Annotated in this window: 15 protein-coding genes, 1 tRNA gene and 1 pseudogene; 5 read left to right on the top strand and 12 right to left on the bottom strand. The window is 59.5% G+C overall.

Annotated elements, in window-relative coordinates:
* Nucleotides 1-104 precede the first annotated feature (104 nt).
* Nucleotides 105-1,253 (top strand): helix-turn-helix transcriptional regulator, encoded by a 1,149-nt coding sequence (locus AC1MHZ_RS13570; RefSeq protein ID WP_482966489.1) that lies wholly within the window; start codon nt 105-107, stop codon nt 1,251-1,253.
* A 50-nt stretch (nt 1,254-1,303) separates the two neighbouring features.
* Here the strand turns inward: AC1MHZ_RS13570 and AC1MHZ_RS13565 are convergent, their stop codons facing one another.
* Nucleotides 1,304-2,479 (bottom strand): hypothetical protein, encoded by a 1,176-nt coding sequence (locus AC1MHZ_RS13565; RefSeq protein ID WP_482966488.1) that lies wholly within the window; start codon nt 2,477-2,479, stop codon nt 1,304-1,306.
* Nucleotides 2,480-2,688: 209 nt separating this feature from the next.
* Between AC1MHZ_RS13565 and AC1MHZ_RS13560 the strand changes: the two genes are divergently transcribed.
* On the top strand, nt 2,689-3,456 hold the full coding sequence (locus tag AC1MHZ_RS13560; protein ID WP_482966487.1) for a hypothetical protein: 768 nt from the start codon (nt 2,689-2,691) through the stop codon (nt 3,454-3,456).
* Here the strand turns inward: AC1MHZ_RS13560 and glsB are convergent, their stop codons facing one another.
* Both glsB and AC1MHZ_RS13550 read right to left on the bottom strand, forming a co-directional pair.
* Nucleotides 3,457-4,365 (bottom strand): glutaminase B, encoded by a 909-nt coding sequence (glsB, locus tag AC1MHZ_RS13555; protein ID WP_084855582.1) that lies wholly within the window; start codon nt 4,363-4,365, stop codon nt 3,457-3,459. It abuts the gene before it with no gap.
* Nucleotides 4,366-4,620: 255 nt separating this feature from the next.
* On the bottom strand, nt 4,621-5,199 hold the full coding sequence (locus AC1MHZ_RS13550; RefSeq protein WP_482966486.1) for a hypothetical protein: 579 nt from the start codon (nt 5,197-5,199) through the stop codon (nt 4,621-4,623).
* Between the two features lie 272 nt (nt 5,200-5,471).
* Here AC1MHZ_RS13550 and AC1MHZ_RS13545 point away from each other — a divergent pair, with 272 nt between their 5' ends.
* Both AC1MHZ_RS13545 and AC1MHZ_RS13540 read left to right on the top strand, forming a co-directional pair.
* Entirely contained in the window at nt 5,472-6,443 is a 972-nt protein-coding gene (locus tag AC1MHZ_RS13545; protein WP_482966485.1) for an HNH endonuclease, read from the top strand.
* Nucleotides 6,444-6,789: 346 nt separating this feature from the next.
* Nucleotides 6,790-6,867 (top strand): annotated as a pseudogene (locus AC1MHZ_RS13540) (integrase); the annotation flags it as partial.
* Nucleotides 6,868-6,949: 82 nt separating this feature from the next.
* Here the strand turns inward: AC1MHZ_RS13540 and AC1MHZ_RS13535 are convergent.
* From AC1MHZ_RS13535 to thrS, 9 genes are all read right to left on the bottom strand, one after another.
* Nucleotides 6,950-7,026: transfer RNA gene (locus AC1MHZ_RS13535), tRNA-Pro, on the bottom strand.
* Nucleotides 7,027-7,110: 84 nt separating this feature from the next.
* Nucleotides 7,111-7,467, bottom strand: coding sequence for a MerR family transcriptional regulator (locus AC1MHZ_RS13530; protein WP_043213594.1), 357 nt, complete (start codon nt 7,465-7,467; stop codon nt 7,111-7,113).
* On the bottom strand, nt 7,448-7,750 hold the full coding sequence (gene ihfA / locus AC1MHZ_RS13525) for an integration host factor subunit alpha (RefSeq protein ID WP_003250679.1): 303 nt from the start codon (nt 7,748-7,750) through the stop codon (nt 7,448-7,450). Before ihfA ends, AC1MHZ_RS13530 begins: the two co-directional genes overlap by 20 nt.
* A gap of 3 nt (nt 7,751-7,753) precedes the next feature.
* Nucleotides 7,754-10,135, bottom strand: coding sequence for a phenylalanine--tRNA ligase subunit beta (gene pheT, locus AC1MHZ_RS13520; RefSeq protein ID WP_482966484.1), 2,382 nt, complete (start codon nt 10,133-10,135; stop codon nt 7,754-7,756).
* Nucleotides 10,136-10,166: 31 nt separating this feature from the next.
* Nucleotides 10,167-11,183 carry a phenylalanine--tRNA ligase subunit alpha gene (gene pheS / locus AC1MHZ_RS13515; protein ID WP_084855587.1) on the bottom strand — a complete coding sequence of 339 codons (1,017 nt, stop codon included), beginning with the start codon at nt 11,181-11,183 and terminating at the stop codon, nt 10,167-10,169.
* A 111-nt stretch (nt 11,184-11,294) separates the two neighbouring features.
* Nucleotides 11,295-11,651, bottom strand: coding sequence for a 50S ribosomal protein L20 (gene rplT, locus AC1MHZ_RS13510; RefSeq protein ID WP_003250671.1), 357 nt, complete (start codon nt 11,649-11,651; stop codon nt 11,295-11,297).
* Nucleotides 11,652-11,679: 28 nt separating this feature from the next.
* Nucleotides 11,680-11,874, bottom strand: coding sequence for a 50S ribosomal protein L35 (rpmI, locus tag AC1MHZ_RS13505; RefSeq protein WP_003250667.1), 195 nt, complete (start codon nt 11,872-11,874; stop codon nt 11,680-11,682).
* A 60-nt stretch (nt 11,875-11,934) separates the two neighbouring features.
* Nucleotides 11,935-12,486: a translation initiation factor IF-3 gene (gene infC, locus AC1MHZ_RS13500; protein WP_172402975.1), complete on the bottom strand. Its 552-nt coding sequence runs from the start codon at nt 12,484-12,486 to the stop codon at nt 11,935-11,937.
* Nucleotides 12,486-14,408: a threonine--tRNA ligase gene (thrS, locus tag AC1MHZ_RS13495; protein ID WP_084855588.1), complete on the bottom strand. Its 1,923-nt coding sequence runs from the start codon at nt 14,406-14,408 to the stop codon at nt 12,486-12,488. The genes infC and thrS overlap by 1 nt, the downstream gene beginning before the upstream one ends.
* Nucleotides 14,409-14,745: 337 nt before the next feature.
* Here thrS and AC1MHZ_RS13490 point away from each other — a divergent pair, with 337 nt between their 5' ends.
* A complete protein-coding gene (locus AC1MHZ_RS13490; RefSeq protein ID WP_084855589.1) occupies nt 14,746-15,048 on the top strand; it encodes a hypothetical protein in 303 nt (100 codons plus the stop codon).
* Nucleotides 15,049-15,189 lie beyond the last annotated feature (141 nt).

Raw genomic sequence — 15,189 nt, 5'->3', positions numbered from 1 at the left:
TGCATGACAAAGCCCGCAGCTTGGCTCTTGCTAGTCCGAACAGACGATTTACCCAGCCCTTCTCGCATCAATACTGCCCCCACCCCTCACCCACGAGGCGCAGCATGACCGCCCACCACCCAGCCCCCATCGCCACCGAAGCCCTCAGCGCCCTGCTCACCCTGGCCTACCAGGGCCCGTTGGAAGCCACACCCTGGGCCAGCTTCCTGGAGCAGCTGCGCCAACGCCTGGACGCGAGCTTCATCACCCTGGTGCTGCGCAACCCAGAACACGAACGCCCCGGCCTGATCGTCAACGCCTCGGTACACGGCGCGCTGCTGCCCGGCGAGCCGTCCTACAGCGAGTACTACTATTCGATCTGCCCGTTCCTCGAATGGCCCGCCGACAAGGTGGCCACCGCCGACCAGATGCTCGGCACCGAGCCCTGGCTGGCCCACGACTTCTACCGCAACTACCTGCAACCGCTGGACCTGCGCCATGTGCTGGTGGCCAACATGGTCACCACCGCCGGCATGCACTGCGCCCTGTTCGCCAGCCGCGGCCATACCAGCCACGACTTCGAGACCGACGAGATTGCCCTGGTCCGCCTGCTGCTGCCGCACCTGCAACAGGCCGTGGACCTGCATTCGGCGGTCGACCAGCTCGACTCCGAACGCCAGCTGTACGCCGCGACCATCGACCGGCTGATGGTCGGTACGGTGATCCTCGACGAGAACGGCCGAACCCTGCGCTGCAACAGCGCGGCACAGCGCCTGTTCGTCAGTGGCGATGGGCTGGTGTGCAAGCAGGAGAAGCTGTGCGCCTTCGTCAACCATGAGAACCGCGCGTTGCAGCAATCCATCCAGACCGTCCTGAGGCACCGTCAGCGCGGGCTGGACGAGCTGGAAGTGCTCACCTTGTCCCGCCCGAGCGGGGAAATGCCGCTGAACCTGCTGCTACGCCCCATCCCCCTGAACTACCAGGCCCGCAAAGGCGCACGACGGCCAGCGGTGGCGCTGTTCATCCGCGACCCCGCAGACTCGCCCCAGGCCTCGCGCCACCTGCTGCGCAGCCTGTTCCAGCTGACGCCCACCGAGACGGAGGTGGCGATGTTGGTGATGGATGGGCAGACCCTGGACGAGACGGCCGAAGCGCTGAACGTGTCGCGCAATACCGTACGGGCGCACTTGCGCGGGGTGTTCGCCAAGACCGGCGCCACGCGGCAGGCGCAGCTGGTGAAGACATTGCTCAACAGCGTGGCCTCGCTGGGTTGAGACATTCAGTGTGCCATTAGATAATTGGCAATGCCCCAATCATTCACCACTTAAGCATCATCGGCTGACTGCCCTTTGGTTCCGCCTTTTATTACAACAGCCTCCGGCAGTTTTACTACATCGCTGCTCTGGGTGAGGATGCATGCCCGTGAACGCTCCGGCCAATCACCCAACCGGGTGTCTGCCAACCGACCAGGGCATAACAATAGGACATCACCGAGTGAGAACAATGGGAACGCCGACACAATCGGCAACCCATTTGTTGCCTCGGTGACGGTCCAGGAGGCCGTGGCAAAGTCGGCCACATCATAATTCTTCAGTAGCCGGTACTGTTGAACAGTCGTATCTCGTACGCCCATCATGCTTGCCGACTTGTAGACAATGGTCGAGGTCGCGCCCGGGTACATCACGATCACAGCCAGCGTAGCAATCAAGGCGACGGCAACGGCCTGGATGACCCGTATGGCCACACGTTTTTTACTCACGAAAAAAATAAGTGCTGGAATGAACAACAAGAAAACCGTGACCATCGAGATGATCGTTAGAGTATTTACTGCCTCGGGCGTGTCTTGGCCGGTGTAAGAATGCAGCAGGATGACCATTGGGTAAACCGCTGCAAAAGCAGCGAAACACAACAGTAAGTAGGTAATCCCGAAAATCCCAGCCTGACGCCATTTCTTCACGTCACCTGGGCCACTGATCAATGTCACGATTTCCAGGGCCATCCTGAATCGCTTGGACAATAGCAGTAAAAACATGATGCCCAACATGCATGCCATGATCGTCGCGGCAACGATACCATGTCCCAACTCGGGTAGTTGAAAAACGCTGCCTACGAAAAGCACCGAACCTAACGTGGCAGGGATGAGCAGCAATCTTGCGATATGAGGGCGCAACGTAGGCGTTTGGTTGAAGAGCGAAACAGCCAACGCATAAATAGTCGTTGTGGTCAGGAAAAGCGCCATGTAGAGCGAAAACACAAAGCCCACGAATCCCATCCAAGGCAAAAGCGCAGAAAATTTCTTATCGAACACCACCGGTAGCAAGTCGATACGTCCAATGGCTTTCGAATAGGTCATTAATATTCCAAAGCTCAGCAAGCCGCTGGCGACAGCGCCTATGGTCCCGATCGCGGCCCAGTGCTTAATCACCAAGCTCAGTATCTGATTCAGGTCCTCCCGAAAGGTAGCCAAACCTGTATTACTTTTCTTGACTTGCTTGTCCATCGACCCATTCCATTTAATAAACCCGTCCGAACCGCAACGGTATTCTATAAAAGGCAAACATCGCCAGCCAAGAAGGCCTACGATAATTACCCGACACAAGATTCATTTGAGAAGCGTCCTTCAGAGCGCGATATTGCCCCATAAAACGCATCGCATGCGATGACGAGGCGATTTCACACACCTCCCCACCTCTTCAGCGGTTACATGCAATGACTCTCCTCTACCTCAAGCTCATCGTCACACCGCTGCTGATGTGGGCCGTCTCGCTCGCCTCCCGGCGCTGGGGCGGGCTGCTGGGCGGCCTGCTTTCAGGCCTGCCGATCACCTCGGCGCTGGTGATGACCTTCCTGTGCCTGGAACAAGGCACCGCATTCACCCTGAACGCAGTCCCCGGCGCCCTGGGCGGCCTGGCCGCGGTACAGGCCACCTACACCTGCTACCTGTACGCCACCCGACGCGCCGAAATCGGCCTGGCCGTACTGCTGGCACTGGTGTTCTACGCCCTGGCCGCCTACGCCTTCACCCATTGGGGCAGCCTGTACCTGTCGATTGCCGCCTCCCTGGCACTGATCGCCTGGTTGATCCGCGCCACCGCCCACGAGCCCAAACCCGACATCCTCGCCAAACCTCGCCACCGCTACTGGGAAATCCCCCTGCGCATGGTGGCCGCCACTACCCTGCTGATGGTCACCACCGGCTTCGCCAGCTGGCTGGGGCCAGCGGCCAGCGGCATGCTGGCGCCGATTCCGGTGATTGCCTGGCCATTGGTGGTGTTCGCCCATGTGCAGAGCGGGCGCGCAGGGATGGCAGCGATGGTCCGCGGGAACGCCATCGGGGCGGTGGGGGTTATTGCGTTCTACCTGGCGGTGGCGGGTTTGCTTGAAACGCTGGGGATCGCGGCGACGTTTGCCCTCGCGGTTGTGTTGGCGGTGGTGCTGACCGTAGGCCTGGCGGCGGCATTGCGCTCACGTAGATGATCAGAACACCGACCACCCAATCCGTGAGCTGAGCAACTCGAGCGCGGCCATCCCGGCAAGGGAGTTGCCAGCAGCATTCAACTCCGGCGACCACACACAAACGGTAAACTGGCCCGGTACGATCGCCACGATCCCTCCACCTACACCACTCTTGCCAGGCAACCCTACCCGATAAGCGAAGTTGCCGGCTTCGTCATAGAGCCCGCTGGTGGCCATGATCGAATTCACCTGCTGGGTTTGGCGTTGGGTCAGGATCTGGTTACCGCTGTGCTTGCAGTACCCATCGTTGGCCAGGAAACAGAATGCCCGGGCCAGATCCAGGCAATTCATCTGCAGCGCGCAATAGCTGAAATAACTGCGCAACACCGCCTCGACTTCGTTATGGAAGTTACCGAACGACTGCATCAGGTAAGCCATGGCCGCGTTGCGTGCGCGGAACTGATACTCCGATTCAGCCACACGGGTATCGATCGAAATGTGCGGGTTGCCCGACAACCGCCGGACGAAATCGCGCATCGACAATGTAGGCGCCGCGAAGCGCGACTGGTTGATATCACAGATCACCAGTGCCCCCGCGTTGATGAAAGGATTACGCGGCCGCCCGCGCTCGAACTCCAGCTGCACCAGTGAGTTGAACGGCTGGCCCGAGGGCTCATGACCCAACCGCTCCCAGATCGCCTCCCCCGAGTGGCCAATCGCCTGAACCAGGCTGAACACCTTGGAAATACTCTGCACCGAAAACGGCACCCGCGCGTCGCCTGCGCAGTAATAGCTGCCATCGTTGCCATAGACGGCGATGCCGAGCTGGTTCGCCGGGACATCGGCCAGCGCGGGGATGTAGTCAGCCACTTTGCCCTTGCCGATCAAGGGACGCACTTCGTCGAGAATTTCGTTCAACAGCGTTTGCATGGAAGGCCTTATGTATCAGTCCCCCAGACGACAGCAAGGGGTGGCATTCTTGACGCAGACTGTTGGGGAGAAATCACATGTTTTGCGAAGAAATGGCTGTCGCTATCCGCTGTGTGTAGATCGCCTGGGGCCTACACCCTTTTGCTCGAGCAGAGCGTTCATTGCACTCGACCCCAAAATGACTGCCCTAAAATGGAGCGGTCTTGTGCCGCAAAAGAGCCACGACAGGCTGCTCCGACATTGGCGTCGATGCGTTTACACCATCCCCGTAAGCTTGGCCAACACGGCAACCAAGTAAGCAGAAAAAATACCCAGTGCCCATTTCAAGATGCGTTTCATCCGTGAGTCTGGCGGGGCTTCAGGAAGCTGTAGGTTCAAGATATTCAATTGGGCAATGTGTATGGCATTGGTCGTAGTACACGTACTCGACTGAGAGGACGCTCTCCACCCCGCCTCCTCCAGCTTCTCAAGCTCTCGCTTGACCCTCGTCTTCAAGGCTCTGCCAGCTTTGGTCAGATAACTGCCCAACATGGCAACGGCCAGAAGGCCCAGCATGCCCAAATTGCCGTAGCTAAACGGGTCTGTCTGGCTGATAGGCAAAGCGCATTTCCAGACAAAACCAATGTACGGAGCGGTGACCTGATACAGCTTCAAGACTGCTTCGCTGAGCATCCAGAAAAAGTGCCCTCCTATCAGAGCGTCACTGAATTCTCGCGCCTGCCAGTAGACAAACGACAACGCTGAAACCACATAAAGAAGCAGCGTGCCTATTTTCAATGCACACCCAGTGACGTAGAACGCCCGGTATCTAAAAATCGCCTCGTTCAACGTCATCCTTACCCACCTAATGAACACCGCCTCTCACCATGATGAGCCGGGACTAGTGGTTATATCCAAGCAGCAGCTTGGATCCAATCAAACCTAATGTTTTTGCTCCGTCCTTGTGAACATTTTTGCAGGTGACTACTCCGCATCCTACAGGTGCAAAGGAATCCTCCTACGCGCTTCCGCATTTTGTCTGAAGAAAGTAAGGTGTCGAGCATCTGCAACATAGGCGAACACAGCGGTTCCTGCCCTTCGCCTGCATCGCACGCAAGGACGCCTCCATGACCGCCCCAACCATGCATCCGCCCAGCCCTATCGACGGAAAACAAGGCAACGAGCATCGCTCATTACCCACCGAAGTGTCATCCGGGATAGTCGCATCGAAGCAATTGGAACCGGGCACCGTTTATACACGGGCAGATCTGCGCGCACTTTTTGGTATCCACGACGCCACGCTCAATACAGGGATTTTCCGCCCCAAGGGCTATGACTCCGTGTGGCTATTCATAACCGAGCAGAAGACGTCTGACAGAACCCAGTATGTAGACACCCTGGCAGGCGACACCCTTCACATGGAAGGACAACTCAAAGGGCGAACCGATGCGCTCATTCTTGACCACCGCCAGCGTGGCCTGGAACTATTGGTTTTCTACCGGAAAGCCAAATATGAACATCCCGGTGCGGGCTTTCGTTACGAAGGCGTCTTCACATACGAAAGCCATTCCGGCAGCGGTCCCACATCGTTCGTATTGAAGCGCGAACAGCCCGATGAAGGGCTCCCAGCCGTAGTCGAGCAAGAGCTTAACAACCAGGGCACCTTCAAGCCCGACGACCTCAGCGATGCCCGCAAACGCACCCTGGCATCGATCGTCCGCCGCCGCGGCCAACCGCAATTCAGGAAGGCGTTACTCAAAGCCTACCAAGGCCGTTGCGCCATGACTGGCTGTTCATTGCTGCAGGTATTGGAAGCTGCCCATATCCACCCCTACCTAGGCGAGAAAACGAACGTAGTTTCCAATGGCCTATTGCTGAGGGCCGACGTGCATACCCTGTTCGACTTGGGTTTATTGTGGGTCAACCCAGCCGATTTGCGGATCGGTATCGCCGAAGCGTTGAGACACAGCGAGTACGTTTCCCTAGAAGGCCAACCCTTACGCCTGCCAAAAAACGAAGCGCACCACCCAAGCCGCCCGACACTGGCCTTCCGCTTCAACGCCCTAACGTCTTCCTCAAGCACACCACCCCTCGTGTAAAAGTAGCCTTGTGCCGTGAAAGGGCCGCAAAGCGGCCCCGCGATGCAATCCGATCACCGCTTTCCAGCCTGTCCCCGCCTAAACACCTTCACCTACCACAAAAACAAACGCCCCCAGCATCAGCCGGAGGCGCTTGAAAACCCAGGTGTTCGCCGCTCAACACTAACCAGGGCAACCAAACCGACCTACGCAACCCTACGCAGGTCTCTGCCCGTAGCCTGGCCAGCCCTCGTCAGTGAAGAACGACGAACATTGCGAGACTAGATCATCTGAATAGGCTCTATGAGGGAACTAGCGCAATTTCGGAAACGGACTACAGGTGCTCAGTGCTGTGCCTGTATACGAGATCGAAGCGGTAAACAAGGTATCGGCCACCGATTCACGCAGACCGGTTCTGACCATATTGAAGAGGAGAATTGGATGAGGAAAAAGGCGAAGTCACTCGAAAAGTCACTATGCCTAGAAATAACAAAGCCACCCGAAGGTGGCTAAGTCATTGAGGTATTTGGTCGGGACGGAGTGATTCGAACACTCGACCCCTTGCACCCCATGCAAGTGCGCTACCGGGCTGCGCTACGCCCCGACATCATTCTCGATGTTGCTGAGAACGGTGAAGAATTTACCCTAACCTTTTGAATAATGGAAGCTTTTTTTCAAAAAAATCAGGTCACTTCTTCAACACCACCAGCACATCCTCCAACTCCGCAATCATCTGCCGAATCAGTTGCTTGTACTGGGTAGTGTCATCCTTGGCTTCATCACTGGAGAGGCGCAATCGCGCCCCGCCTATGGTGAAGCCCTGGTCATACAGCAGCGCGCGGATCTGGCGGATCATCAGCACGTCTTGGCGCTGGTAATACCGCCGGTTGCCGCGGCGCTTGACCGGGTTGAGCTGCGGGAACTCCTGTTCCCAATAACGCAGCACGTGCGGTTTTACCGCACAGAGCTCACTGACCTCACCGATGGTGAAGTAGCGCTTGCCCGGAATGGGGGGCAGCTCGTCGTTATGGCTTGGTTCCAGCATAGGCCTCAACCCGGGCTTTCAATTTCTGCCCTGGACGAAAGGTGACGACACGGCGAGCGGTGATCGGGATCTCTTCCCCCGTTTTGGGGTTGCGGCCCGGCCGCTGGCGTTTGTCGCGAAGGTCGAAGTTGCCGAAACCGGACAGCTTGACCTGCTCGTTCTCTTCAAGTGCGTGCCGAATTTCTTCGAAAAACAGCTCGACCAGCTCCTTGGCCTCTCTCTTGTTGAGCCCCAGCTCCTCGTACAGCCTTTCGGCCATCTCAGCTTTCGTCAGAGCACCCATACGCTATTTCCTTAACGTGGTGTTCAACCTTTGTTCAAGCGAGGTGAGGATGTTTTGCAGGGTAGTGTTCACCTCATCGTCGTTAAGAGTGCGCGATGGATGCTGCCAGGTCAAGCCGACGGCCAGGCTTTTTCTATCAGGATCAATACCTTTACCTTGGTAGACGTCAAACAGCCTGAGGTCTGTGAGCCATTCGCCCGCATTGTCACGAATTACTTCAAGCACCGAGCTAGAAGCTACATCACGTCCTGCGATCAACGCCAGGTCACGCCTCACTTCCGGGAACTTGGACAGTTCGCTGAACTTCGGCAGGCGGCCTTCGACCACGTCGCCCAGTACCAGCTCGAAGACGAACACCGGGCGCTCCAGGCCCAGGGTCTTGGCCAGCTCGGGATGGATGGCGCCGAGGTAGCCGACTTCCTTGCCGTCGCGCTCGATGCGGGCGGTCTGGCCAGGATGCAGAGCTGGGTGGTTGCCAGCGACGAAGGTGAAGTCGCCCAGGGCGCCCGAGTAGCCCAGCAGGGCTTCGACATCGGCCTTCACATCGAAGAAGTCGATGCTGTCACGGCCGTTGGCCCAGCCTTCCGGCAGGCGGCTGCCGGTGGCGACGCCGGCGATCATCGGCTGCTGCTTGAGGTCGCCCAGCTGGCCGACGAAGCGCAGGCCGCTTTCGAACAGGCGTACGCGGTCCTGCTGGCGGTTGAGGTTGTGTTGCAGCGCCTTGACCAGGCCCGGCCACAGGGACGCGCGCATGGCTGCCATGTCGCTGGAGATGGGGTTGGCCAGCAGCAGCGGCTCGACGCCTGGGGTGAACAGCTCGAACAGTTTCGGGTCGATGAAGCTGTAGGTGATGGCTTCTTGGTAGCCACGGGCAACCAGCAGGCGGCGCAGGGTCGGCAGCTCGCCACGGGCCTCCGGACGGGCCTGGGGAGCCAGGCGGGCCTGCGGGTAGCGTACCGGCAGGTTGTTGTAGCCGTACAGGCGGGCCAGTTCTTCGATCAGGTCGACTTCCAGGCTGATGTCGAAGCGGTGGCTGGGGACTTCGACGGTCCACTGCCCTGCTCCGCTGGCGCGGGTTTTCAGCTCCAGGGCATTGAGCAGCTGCTCGACCTGGGCAGCGTCCATGTCCATGCCGAGCATCTGGTTGATGCGTTCGGCGCGCAGGGAGACCGGCGCGACCTTGGGCAGGTGCTGCTCGCTCACGGCCTCGACGATGGGGCCGGCTTCGCCGCCGACGATTTCCAGTACCAGTGCGGTGGCGCGCTCCATGGCTTCACGGGCCAGCTGCGAGTCGACGCCACGCTCGTAGCGGTGCGAGGCATCGGTGTGCAGGCCGTAGGAACGGGCCTTGCCAGCCACGGAAATCGGCTCGAAGAAGGCGCTTTCCAGGAACAGGTCGCGGGTCTTCTCGGTGTTCACACCGCTGTGCTCACCCCCCATGACGCCGGCGATGGCCAGGGCGCGGGTGTGGTCGGCGATGACCAAGGTGTCGGCACGCAGGGCGACTTCCTGGCCGTCCAGCAGAACGAGCTTCTCGCCCTCCTCGGCCATACGCACGCGGATGCCGCCATTGATTTCGGCGAGGTCGAAGGCGTGCATCGGCTGGCCGAGCTCGAGCATCACGTAGTTGGTGATGTCGACGGCGGCGTCGATGCTGCGCACATCGCTGCGGCGCAAGCGCTCGACCATCCACAGCGGGGTCGGCTTGCTCAGGTCGACGTTGCGGATCACGCGGCCCAGATAGCGCGGGCAAGCAGCCGGGGCCGAAACTTCGACCGGGCGCACTTCGTCGTGGGCGGCCGGTACGGCCGGCACCACCGGGCGGGTGACCGGGGTGTCGTACAGGGCGCTAACGTCACGGGCCAGGCCCGCGATGGACAGGCAGTCGCCGCGGTTCGGGGTCAGGCCGATCTCGATGCTGGCGTCGTCCAGGTTCAGGTAGGCGCGAATGTCTTCGCCGACGGGGGCGTCAGCTGCCAGCTCCAGCAGGCCGTCGTTCTCTTCGCTGATTTGCAGCTCTGCAGCCGAGCACAGCATGCCGAAGGATTCGACGCCACGCAGCTTGGCCTTCTTGATCTTGAAGTCGCCTGGCAGTTCGGCACCGATCATGGCGAATGGGATCTTGATGCCAGGGCGTGCGTTCGGGGCGCCGCAGACGACCTGGAAGGTTTCCTGGCCGTTGCTCACCTGGCACACGCGCAGCTTGTCGGCGTCCGGGTGTTGTTCGGTGGTGAGGATCTCGCCCACCACGATGCCGCTGAACTGGCCGGCAGCAGGGGTTACGCTGTCGACTTCGAGGCCGGCCATGGACAGGCGGGCGACCAGTTCGTCACGGGAGACTTGCGGGTTGACCCAACCGCGCAGCCACTGTTCACTGAATTTCATGCTGTTCTCCTAGAAAGTGCGTCGATCGGGCCTAGCGGAATTGGGCGAGGAACCGCAGGTCGTTGTCGAAGAACAGACGCAAATCGTTGACGCCATAGCGCAGCATGGCCAGGCGCTCGGCGCCCATGCCGAAGGCGAAGCCCTGGAATTCTTCAGGGTCGATGCCAGACATGCGCAGCACGTTCGGGTGCACCATGCCGCAGCCCATGACCTCGAGCCAGCCGGTCTGCTTGCACACGCGGCAGCCTTTGCCGGAGCACATCACGCACTCCATGTCGACTTCGGCAGACGGCTCGGTGAAGGGGAAGAACGACGGACGGAAGCGTACCGCCAGCTCTTTTTCGAAGAACACCCGCAGGAATTCCTCGATGGTGCCCTTGAGGTCGGCGAAGTTGATGCCGCGGTCGACCAGCAGGCCCTCGACCTGGTGGAACATCGGCGAATGGGTGATATCCGAGTCGCAGCGGTACACGCGGCCCGGGCAGACAATGCGGATCGGCGGCTGGCTGGCCTCCATGGTCCGCACCTGCACCGGCGAAGTGTGGGTACGCAGCAGCATATTGGCATTGAAGTAGAAGGTGTCGTGCATCGCCCGGGCCGGGTGGTGGCCGGGGATGTTGAGCGCTTCGAAGTTGTGGTAGTCGTCTTCGACCTCAGGGCCTTCGGCGATGCCGTAGCCGATGTGGGTGAAGAACTGCTCGATGCGCTCGAGAGTACGGGTGATCGGGTGCAGCCCACCGGTGGTCTGGCCACGGCCTGGCAGGGTCACGTCGATGCATTCGGCGGCCAGGCGAGCGTTGAGCTCGGCTTCTTCGAAGGCGGCCTTGCGTGCGTTGAGCACGTCGGTGACGCGTTCCTTGGCGTCGTTGATCAGCGCGCCGACCTTGGGGCGCTCGTCGGCTGGCAGGTTGCCCAGGGTCTTCATCACCTGGGTCAGCTCGCCCTTCTTGCCGAGGAATTGGACCCGGATCTGTTCCAGGGCAGTGATGTCTTCAGCGCGTTCCACGGCCTCGAGGGCTTGGGCAACCAGCGCGTCCAGGTTTTCCATGTACAGACTCCAGATACGAAAATAGGGGAAGAGCTTTTGAAGGCTCTTCCCCTATCGATGACGTTTTACACCCGACGGCGCACAGCGCCGCCGGATGATTGTCGTGGGTACTTAAGCCAGGACGGCTTTAGCTTTCTCGACAATCGCAGCAAACGCCGCTTTTTCGTTCACTGCCAGGTCGGCCAGAACCTTGCGGTCGATTTCGATCGACGCCTTTTTCAGGCCAGCAATCAGACGGCTGTAGGACAGACCGTTGGTGCGGGCACCGGCGTTGATACGAGCGATCCACAGAGCGCGGAACTGACGCTTCTTCTGGCGACGGTCACGGTAGGCGTATTGGCCAGCCTTGATGACCGCTTGCTTGGCAACGCGGAATACGCGCGAACGCGCACCGTAGTAGCCTTTAGCCAGTTTCAGAATTTTCTTGTGACGCTTACGAGCGATGACGCCACGCTTTACACGAGCCATGAGTAACTTCCTCTATCGTTGACCAGAATTAACGTACGCGCAGCATGCGCTCGACTTTTGCCACGTCAGACGGGTGCAGCAGGCTGGCACCGCGCAGTTGACGCTTACGCTTGGTCGACATTTTGGTCAGGATGTGGCTTTTGAAAGCGTGCTTGTGCTTGAAGCCGGAAGCGGTTTTCAGGAAACGCTTCGCAGCACCGCTCTTGGTTTTCATCTTTGGCATGTTGGAACTCCGCATTCGATAAAATTACACATAATCATCAGGCCTGCCGTGCCCGGGAGATTACTTCTTCTTTTTGGGGGCGATGACCATCATAAGCTGGCGTCCTTCCATCTTCGGATGCTGCTCAACGGTGCCGTATTCAGCGAGGTCAGCTTCGACCCGCTTCAACAGCTCCATGCCCAGCTCCTGGTGGGCCATCTCACGGCCGCGGAATCTCAGAGAGATCTTGGCCTTGTCCCCATCGCTAAGGAAACGTACCAGGTTGCGTAGTTTTACCTGGTAATCCCCTTCTTCCGTCCCTGGACGAAACTTGATTTCTTTGATCTGGATCTGCTTCTGGTTCTTCTTGGCCTCGGAAGCCTGCTTCTTCTTCTCGAAGAGGTGCTTGCCGTAGTCCATCACCTTGCAGACAGGCGGTTGCGCGTCTGCAGAGATCTCCACCAGATCCAGCTTCGCTTCATCAGCGATACGCAGCGCTTCATCAATCGAGACGATGCCAATCTGCTCGCCGTCAGCGCCAATTAACCGAACCTCGCGTGCCGAGATATTCTCGTTGATCGGGGCTTTCGGTGCAGTTCGTTTATCGTTTCTCATTTCACGCTTAATAGTCATTACTCCGATTCTAGGCGACCGCGCTGAGCCACGGCTTCAGCGAGCAGTTGGGTGAATTGGGAGACGGGCATGGAGCCCAGGTCTTTGCCATCACGGGTACGCACTGCAACGGTCTGCGTTTCGACTTCGCGGTCCCCTATAACCAGAAGGTATGGGACCTTGAGCAAAGTATGCTCGCGGATTTTAAAGCCGATCTTCTCATTTCTCAAGTCGGACTTGGCACGGAAACCGCTTCCGTTCAGCGTTTTTTCCACCTCGAGCGCGAAATCGGCCTGCTTGTCGGTGATATTCATGATCACCGCCTGGGTTGGCGCCAGCCACGCCGGGAACACGCCCGCGTAGTGCTCGATCAGCATACCGATGAAGCGCTCGAAGGAGCCGAGGATAGCACGGTGCAGCATGACCGGGCGCTTGCGGTTGTTGTCTTCGGCAATGTAGCTGGCGTCCAGACGCTCAGGCAGGTTCGGGTCGTACTGCAGGGTACCGCACTGCCAGTTACGGCCAAGGCAGTCGCGCAGGGTGAACTCGATCTTCGGGCCGTAGAAGGCGCCCTCGCCCGGCTGGTATTCCCACTCCAGGCCCGACTCGTTCAGCGCATCGGCCAGGGCGCCTTCGGCGCGATCCCACAGCTCTTCGGAGCCCACGCGCTTGGCGGGACGGGTGGAGAGCTTCATGGCGATGTCGGTGAAGCCGAAGTCCTTGTAGACGTCCAGGGTCAGCTTGATGAAGTCGGCAGCCTCCTTCTTCACCTGGTCTTCGGTGCAGAAGATGTGCGCGTCGTCTTGCACGAAGCCACGAACGCGCATGATGCCGTGCAGGGCGCCGGACGGCTCGTTGCGGTGGCAGGCACCGAACTCGGCCAGGCGCAGCGGCAGGTCGCGGTACGATTTGAGGCCCTGGTTGAACACTTGCACGTGGCACGGGCAGTTCATCGGCTTGACCGCGAAGTCGCGGCTTTCCGACGAGGTGGTGAACATGTTCTCGGCGTAGTTGGACCAGTGGCCGGAGCGCTCCCAGAGGATGCGGTCGACGACCTGCGGGGTCTTGATTTCCTGGTAGCCGTTCTCACGCTGGACCTTACGCATGTACTGCTCGAGCACCTGGTACACGGTCCAGCCGTTGGCATGCCAGAACACCATACCCGGAGCTTCTTCCTGCAGATGGAAGAGGTCGAGCTGCTTGCCGATCTTGCGGTGGTCGCGCTTCTCGGCTTCCTCGATGCGCTGGATGTAGGCGGCCAGCTGCTTCTTGTCGGCCCAGGCGGTGCCGTACACACGCTGCAGCTGCTCGTTCTTGGCATCGCCGCGCCAGTAGGCGCCGGACAGCTTGGTCAGCTTGAAGGCTTTGAGGAAGCGGGTGTTCGGCACGTGCGGGCCACGGCACATGTCGACGTATTCTTCGTGGTAGTACAGGCCCATGGCCTGCTCGTCGGGCATATCCTCGACCAGGCGCAGCTTGTAGTCTTCGCCACGACGCTTGAACACGTCGATGACTTCGGCGCGCGGGGTCATCTTCTTGACGACGTCGTAGTCCTTGTCGATCAGCTGCTGCATGCGCTGTTCGATGGCGGCCATGTCTTCAGGGGTGAAGGGGCGCTCGTAGGCGATGTCGTAGTAGAAGCCTTCGTCGATCACCGGGCCGATCACCATCTTGGCGGTCGGGTACAACTGCTTCACCGCGTGGCCGACCAGGTGGGCGCACGAGTGGCGGATGATCTCCAGTCCCTCTTCATCTTTAGGGGTGATGATCTGCAGGGTGGCGTCGTTCTCGATCAGGTCGCAGGCGTCGACCAGCTTGCCGTCGACCTTGCCGGCCAGGGTGGCCTTGGCCAGGCCCGCGCCAATGGAGGCGGCGACTTCGGCAACGGTGACGGCCTTGTCGAACGAACGTTGACTGCCATCGGGAAGAGTAATTACGGGCATGGCGCCTCCTCTCCTAGTGGTGACCCCTACCAAAGGTCACATGGGTTGGGATGAGCCAGTACAAGATCCGCCCTGCCTTTCCCGCGGGAAAGCCTGCCTCACAGTGGCAGAGACCTTTCGGCCTGCCAGGGACGAACCAGAGTGACTGGAAAATGATAAATGGAATGCAGGCCGCGTATGGATGCGCTGCAAGCCGAGCATCCTAGCACGCGGCTTGGGCGCCAGGCAGAAATATTTGGAAATTACACCGCTTCGGTGAACTTGTTCGGAAAATTCCACCTCAGAGTCTCTGAAGCATCCTACTCTTGATGAGACTCAACCCAAGGAGTGTGTGGTTATGCGACTTCAGTCTCTTCTGGCGCTGACGGCTGCCAGCGCCCTACTGCTGCCGCTGGCGGCCCAGGCAGAATGGCCTGCTGGCAAGAAAGGCGCCTACATGGACCAATGTGTCCGGGTGGCCACCGCGCAAGGCGTCGATGCCAAGACGGCCGACCAGCATTGCGAGTGTGGCGCCGACGCCATCGAGAAAAACTTCACCAAGGCGGAAATCGAAGACCTCGACAGCAAGGACGGCGTGGACGCCAAGCTGATGCAGCGGGCCCAGAGCGCCGTGAAACAGGCCTGCGCGCCAAAAGGCTGAGGCCTTTTGGCGGGCGATTTATACATTGTTTGTCGCAGATCAGTATCCTGCGAAGGTAACAGGCGCTAGATGCGCAGAATTAGACTATGATGTGGCCGGTGCTGCGTAGCCTCGGCGACATTGCACCCTCGATAAAAATCA

Source organism: Pseudomonas sp. FA-1, assembly GCF_056856075.1.
This window is presented reverse-complemented; position numbering and strand designations above follow the sequence as displayed.